General features: G+C 44.6%; 4 protein-coding genes and 1 pseudogene. 3 read left to right on the top strand and 2 right to left on the bottom strand.

The window, feature by feature from the left end; translation table 11 throughout:
* Positions 1-472 precede the first annotated feature (472 nt).
* Both modA and modB read left to right on the top strand, forming a co-directional pair.
* The gene (gene modA / locus RMO52_RS07760; protein WP_310412584.1) at positions 473-1,294 is read left to right on the top strand and encodes a molybdate ABC transporter substrate-binding protein; all 822 of its coding nucleotides are present in this window, start codon (positions 473-475) and stop codon (positions 1,292-1,294) included.
* Between the two features lie 4 nt (positions 1,295-1,298).
* Positions 1,299-1,946: pseudogene (gene modB / locus RMO52_RS07755) on the top strand (molybdate ABC transporter permease subunit); the annotation flags it as partial.
* Between the two features lie 29 nt (positions 1,947-1,975).
* Here modB and RMO52_RS07750 read toward each other — a convergent pair.
* Both RMO52_RS07750 and RMO52_RS07745 read right to left on the bottom strand, forming a co-directional pair.
* A complete protein-coding gene (locus tag RMO52_RS07750) occupies positions 1,976-2,398 on the bottom strand; it encodes a type II toxin-antitoxin system VapC family toxin (protein WP_310412581.1) in 423 nt (140 codons plus the stop codon).
* Entirely contained in the window at positions 2,398-2,697 is a 300-nt protein-coding gene (locus RMO52_RS07745) for a helix-turn-helix domain-containing protein (protein WP_309739420.1), read from the bottom strand. Before RMO52_RS07745 ends, RMO52_RS07750 begins: the two co-directional genes overlap by 1 nt.
* Before the next feature lie 116 nt (positions 2,698-2,813).
* On the opposite strand from RMO52_RS07745, the gene RMO52_RS07740 reads away from it, so the two are divergent.
* The coding region (locus RMO52_RS07740) for a cobalt-precorrin-5B (C(1))-methyltransferase (RefSeq protein WP_310412578.1) at positions 2,814-3,233 on the top strand (420 nt) is incomplete at its 3' end.

The raw sequence follows: 3,233 nt of genomic DNA, 5'->3' as shown, positions 1-3,233 counted from the left end.
ACCGCCGTGACGGTTCCATAGCTCTTGGACAGATTTTGAATATTTACTGCGGCTGCCATTATCTATCTCTGATTATGGACGATTGGTAATCCGGCTCGATCTGCGGTGATGATTTCTACTCGCCACTACTCGATCGATCTGATGACTACTGTTGTCTATGTTAACAATTTCCATTACCAGACGACACATTTTTTACTTTTCTCGTCGCGATCGCCCATTGGATCGATTACTGTACCGTCGGCTACCAAACAACACTACGTCGTAAATCTACTCCCTTCCCACCCAAGAAATAGACATTTGCAATTCACTATCCACTGTCTTGAAAAGGTGCTCTACTTGGGGAGACCCCAAGACCGCACTTTTCGCTATCCACTATCCACTATCCACACTAGATGTCTGATTTGTCACTGAGAAGGGAGTAGACAGCCCGCCTTCAATCATAATGGAAGCACGATCGGAGATATTTCGGGCTATGAGTACAAAGTTGTGGCGAGTGGGATGGTTAGGCGCGATCGCCGTGTTACTCGCAGTGGCTTACTCTGGCTGCACTCTCTACCCACCACGTCTGGGACAAATTAGCGCCCAGCCAACATCGACAATTTTAGTCGCTGCCGCCACTAGCCTTCAGCCAGCACTCCAGGAAATTACGTCCATTTATACTCAAACAAATCCCGATCGAGTCGTCAAGTACAACTTCGCTGCATCGGGTATTTTAGCCCAACAAATTCAACAAGGTGCGCCTGTAGATGTATTTATAGCGGCTGCCGATCGCCAAATGAACGCTTTACAGAAACAGGGATTATTAGCAGCGGGAACTTCCAAAACGTTACTAACCAATCAATTAGTATTGGTCATACCCAAACAATCACCGATATCTTTAACTAACTTTCGACAGCTTACCAATCCAGCAGTTAAGCGGATCGCGATCGGCGAACCCCGCACAGTGCCAGCCGGACAATATGCCACCGAAGTTTTTAAAAACTTAGATATTTTAGAACAGATAAAGTCCAAGCTCGTACTAGGTAATAATGTCAAGTCAGTATTAACTACTGTAGAAACAGGTGATGTCGATGCGGGAATTGTCTATATCACTGATGCCAGAAATTCGAGTAAAGTACAGATTGTCGCAATTGCCGAGCCTAACCTACACTCACCAATTAGATATCCGATCTCAATTTTGAAGTCGAGTAAATCTCTAACAGGATCTCGCCAGTTTATAAAATTTTTAAATAGTAAATCGGCAGCAGCCATCTTTGAAAAGTATGGCTTTGGGATTGCCAAGCCTCAATCTTAATTACATGTCCATCCCCGATCTATCCCCACTCTGGATTTCCCTCAAAGTATCGACGATCGCCACGATGATTACCTGTATTTTGGGGACGATTGTAGCTTACCAAATGTATCGCGATCGCGGTCGGGCGCGATCGCTAATTGAGGGGATTTTAATTGCGCCACTGATTTTACCACCGACGGTTGTCGGTTTTATATTGCTAATTTTGCTCGGAAAAAATGGCGTTTTTGGACAGATGCTCGATCGCTGGAATTTAGGCTTAGTATTTACCTGGTACGCCGCAGTTATCGCCGCGATCGTGGTGTCTTTTCCATTGATGTATCGTGCTGCTGTGGGGGCTTTCGAGCAAATCGACACTTTACTATTAGATGTGGCGAGACTAGATGGTGCTTCCGAACTAGCCGTGTTTTGGTATATTGCTTTGCCGTTAGCCATCCCCGGACTTTTAGCCGGGACAGTCCTTTCCTTTGCACGAGCACTAGGTGAGTTTGGCGCGACATTGATGCTGGCTGGTAATATCCCAGGGCAAACCCAAACAATCCCAATGGCAATCTATTTTGCAGTCGAAGCAGGAGCGATCGAGGAAGGCTGGTTTTGGACGATAATTGTGATGAGTATTTCTTTAGTAGGAATCATAGCAGTTAATAAGTGGAAAGTCTAAAATCTAAGGTTGAAGATATCAGATTATCTATCGACCCAATTTTCCAGCTTTAAACCAGGAATTTGTCTAAAGTGCCGTAAATTTCTCGTCACTAGTGTAGCTCGATTAGCAAGAGTAATGCTGGCAATTAACAAATCAGCTCGTCCAATCTTACGCAAATTAGATACACCACGTAAGCGATCGAATTCAATTGATGCAGCTCGATCTACAGGTACGATTAGCAGACCGCTCAGTAATGCTTCCGTCCGAAATAAAAGCTCTTGCGCTTTGAGTAAGCTCTCACCAGCTTCAGCTTTAAGTAAATAATCGATCCTTCCGCGTAAAATTTCAACTTTAGTAATAATCGAGATGCCCATTTCTTCATCTACTACCGATCTCAATCGCTCTACAACGTTAGAGTTACCAGCATGAAGATGTGTCAAGGTATCCGTATCGAGCAAATACATTAATTAGAACCTAACTTATCATCGATTTCGGGACGTTCTCTGGCTTGATAAATTGAGGATCTCAGTTGGTCGAGCGAGTCATCATCCGCTAAAGCACCTGCTTGCGCGAGCAAGACAGAACTACTATTTTTAGAACGCAACCAATCATCGATAGCCGATTTCAAAAATCGCCAATCATTTTCAATTTTCCGACCGGGAATATTACCTTTTAGAGCTTGAGTAGCAACTGTTTCAACTGACAATCTTAAGTAGACAGAAGCTTCTTCTAAAGTTAGGATCTCAGGAATAGTAATGCCCATAGTTTTGACCCACTGTGATGTAGTTTGAATTTCAACTCAAATTAGCTTTCATTCTACCAAATATTATAGAGCGCCGATCGCTGTTAAGATCCAGGGTACTCGATTTTTGAATTGCCATGCGTTCTGGTTATACCCTACCTGTGTTTGCGACTGCTAGCGCGATCGCGGCATTACAATGTTTGCAGCAATCTAGCGCAGAATATAAGTCAGTGAGCCTCGATCTGATTACCCCACCGCAACGGGTGGATATCTCGATCGAGCAAGTTGCCTTAATTCAGCCGGGAATGGCGCTCGGCATCACCCACAGCGATCCTGGCGATAATTTAGATCTGACTCGCGATACCCCGATTTGGGCGGTCGTTGAATGGGCAGACATTACCCAAGTAGAAACGATCGCACTAGTGGGGGGTGAAGGGGTCGGCAAGCAATCGAATCGAGACAATCTACCTGCCATATATAACTATGCTAAACAGCTATTGCAGACGAATCTAGCCCCATTGCTGACACCGGAACAAAAAATCCAGGTGACGATTATT

Origin of the sequence: Chamaesiphon sp. OTE_8_metabat_110, from assembly GCF_031382685.1 — a bacterium.
GTDB lineage: Bacteria > Cyanobacteriota > Cyanobacteriia > Cyanobacteriales > Chamaesiphonaceae > Chamaesiphon.
The sequence above is the reverse complement of the archived record's forward strand: the minus strand, read 5'-3'. Positions and strand labels throughout refer to the sequence as shown.

Bases quoted from the DNA above. Each gene is read 5' to 3' on its own strand.
- modA (WP_310412584.1), top strand. From the start codon at position 473: ATGAGTACAAAGTTGTGGCGAGTGGGATGGTTAGGCGCGATCGCCGTG.
- RMO52_RS07750 (WP_310412581.1), bottom strand. From the start codon at position 2,398: ATGTATTTGCTCGATACGGATACCTTGACACATCTTCATGCTGGTAAC.
- RMO52_RS07745 (WP_309739420.1), bottom strand. From the start codon at position 2,697: ATGGGCATTACTATTCCTGAGATCCTAACTTTAGAAGAAGCTTCTGTC.